Origin of the sequence: Shewanella sp. BJSY2023SW005, from assembly GCF_047314585.1 — a bacterium.
In the GTDB taxonomy this organism is placed as follows: domain Bacteria; phylum Pseudomonadota; class Gammaproteobacteria; order Enterobacterales; family Shewanellaceae; genus Shewanella; species Shewanella algae.
On record NZ_JBKORJ010000039.1, the window covers coordinates 1 to 2,758 of the forward strand.

The window sequence follows — 2,758 nt, forward strand, 5'->3', positions numbered from 1 at the left end:
TTCAGACGCTCATCCCTGATTCGACTGGCGCTGCTTCGGCATCCATGCCTCAGCCACGTTATTTGCGCCAACGGCTTTCGGCGACACCGAGGGGGGAATTGGTGCACTTCTATTAGCACTGAGTAGTTGGAAAAGGGAAAGACAGGACAGCCAAATCTTTTCTGTCGTTACTTATCAGAGACTGACACCCTGCATCGTACTTCCTTGCAGTTCAGAAAGTGTTTTGGATGTCCTGTATGTTTCATTGCCGTATGTTCGCTGTATGTTCGGTATATTCGTGCTTTTTGATTTTTTGGTAGTGTATCAACAGTGACGAATTTTAGCTTCATCGTAGATTTAGTGTCACGTAAACGTTCACCTTGAATCAGGGCGAGAACACCGAAGACTATCAATGCCACACTAAAAATAATCGCTAATATCACATAGACAGACCACTCAATCAGCGAATAGGTAAGAAGTAAAATGACAAGCCCCACGCTGGTTAGTACCCCGTAAGCAAATATCAGACTTGCTTGTTCTAACATTCGGCTTTTCTTATTTGAGAACTTTTTATTGTACTTAAAAGAATCCCCGTTTTCCGAAATTTCTATGTACCTTGCTTGCGAGCAATAGGTTTGTAAATGTCTAAAAGCGTTTGGAGTATCGATAAACCACTTGATTTCATCTAAACTCAGCTCCCTTCGAATTAGACAATTCAATGCGGCACACATTTCAGCGTAATTATTAATTGGCTGCTTACTTAATAGGTCTTTAACTCTTTTATATGTCTCAAAGTTTTTCGATTTTTTATTTTCCCTGTTGTTATGTAATGTGGATATTGTTTGAAATATGCCGAATATTGTGGCTATTCCGGCTATGACTTTAAAAATTATATCAATTTCCATATGATAATCTCAGTTGGAGTTTTGGAGATAATTAAAACAATCCTGGTATTTATTGAATGAATGCATTGCTTGAGCCATCAATAGAGGGTTTTTAGTCATTTGAGCCCAGAAATAGCTTGACACTCCACAAAGCTGATTGGAATTTTTCAATACATTCTCTAGCAGTGGTATCGGGTAGCCTTTGCTTTTACGACTGATTGCATGAATTCCCCCGTGGATGTATGAACTCAGTGCTTTATAGGAGTTCTCTTTGAATTCTTGCAAAGGCTGAAGAGCATTTGGAGGGGCTTTACCTTCCATAGCCTTCATCATGTCTCCCACCATAGGGGTGGAGTTCCCCGCTTTTGCAGATTCATGAGTCAGTTCAGCAAGCAGTTTTTCAACTTGGGTGTCTGATGCAGCAAAAACTAACCAATGTGCGCGTACTAATGCCTCATACTGCAATCTTAGAAGACCTAAGGCCGAGGTAAATGCGTGGGAATGCATGAGTATTTTCAGGCTTTGTCCATGCTCCATTGCGACAGCACACAATATTTTTGCACCGTGTGTGCGGCTGGACGGTTCAGCTTCAGGGTAACTCAGAAGCCCATAGACAAAGTCTTCATATTCGGCTGAACGAGAAAGTAGTTTATCCATGCTATCCCTCTAAGAAGATTATGTGTCAGCCTATCATGTATTTATGATGTCGGTGCAGGATTATCTTTGATAACTGGGCAGGATGCTCCTGTAAGATATATCAGCGGGCAGTGGTTCGTATTTCCCTCAGATAACAGCCTTACAGGCCATGTTGTAGGGCCGTAAGTTAGTAAGTTTGCGATTTCTGGCTGATAGATAACACACTTTAGGACAATCTGTCAGATATGGTCACATTAAGGAAACGAAACTGACAGATTGGATTCATGCTAATCCAGTTAAAACTGATGAGTTTAAGCTGTGCAGCTATTCCCTAGCGCTGGGATGTCGGTGCGCAAGCCGACAGCAGGTCGGTGACCTGCCATCCAATCACTTGCCAAACTTATTGATGAATAAGTTTGCCCCCCTTGATGACATCCACCAACGGATTCACGCCATAGCTGTAGGCGAGTTCCGCTGGGGTTGAGATCCGCCACAGGCAGAAGTCGGCATCCATTCCCTGGCGCAGCATACCTATGCGCTGTTCGCGACCCAGAGCGCGGGCGGCGTTGCGGGTGACACCGGCCAAGGCCTCTTCCGGCGTCAGGCGGAACAGGGTGCAGCCCAGGTTGAGCATCAACAGGGTTGAGCAGATGGGGGAAGTCCCCCAACAAAATGGGACAACAAAATGGGGACAGCCATATCTTTTGATGTTTCGCCAAGCCTTGACTAGGCTTTGAAATACCCATCAAAGCTCAGTCGAGGTTGGTTATGACCACAGCCCGTCGCCAGTTGATAGATGCTGAAAGTACGCCTTTTTACCACGTGATTAACCGTTGCGTGAGAAGGGCATTTTTGTGTGGTGAAGATGCACTGTCGGGGCGCAGTTACGAGCATAGACGTGGCTGGATTGTGGATAAAATCCGGCAGTTGTCGTCAGTATTCTGCATCGACGTTTGCGCTTATGCGGTCATGAGTAATCACTACCATTTGGTGCTCAAAATCGACCTTGCTGCGCAACAAGCGTTGTCGCCATTTGAAGTCATTGAGCGTTGGACATTGCTCTTTAGTGGCAATCCTGTGGCGGCAAAGTTCCTCAAGGGCGATAGTCTCTCAGAAGGTGAGCAAATACTGTTGGATATGTTGATTAGCGATTGGCAGGAACGACTTGGCAGTATCAGTTGGTTTATGCGCTGTTTAAACGAAGATATCGCCCGCAAGGCCAATCGAGAAGATGGTTGCAAGGGCGTATTCTGGGAAGG

General features: G+C 45.1%; 2 protein-coding genes and 2 pseudogenes. 1 reads left to right on the forward strand and 3 read right to left on the reverse strand.

What is annotated here, in order from left to right; translation table 11 throughout:
- Positions 1-167: 167 nt before the first annotated feature.
- The 3 genes and pseudogenes from ACMHXI_RS12440 to ACMHXI_RS12450 all read right to left on the reverse strand — a co-directional run.
- Positions 168-884, reverse strand: coding sequence for a phage holin family protein (locus tag ACMHXI_RS12440; RefSeq protein WP_096142418.1), 717 nt, complete (start codon positions 882-884; stop codon positions 168-170).
- A 9-nt stretch (positions 885-893) separates the two neighbouring features.
- A complete protein-coding gene (locus ACMHXI_RS12445; protein ID WP_109248584.1) occupies positions 894-1,520 on the reverse strand; it encodes a DUF6988 family protein in 627 nt (208 codons plus the stop codon).
- A 379-nt stretch (positions 1,521-1,899) separates the two neighbouring features.
- A pseudogene (locus ACMHXI_RS12450) lies at positions 1,900-2,208 on the reverse strand (amidohydrolase family protein); the annotation flags it as partial.
- A 59-nt stretch (positions 2,209-2,267) separates the two neighbouring features.
- Here ACMHXI_RS12450 and ACMHXI_RS12455 point away from each other — a divergent pair.
- Positions 2,268-2,758 (forward strand): annotated as a pseudogene (locus ACMHXI_RS12455) (alpha-amylase family glycosyl hydrolase); the annotation flags it as partial.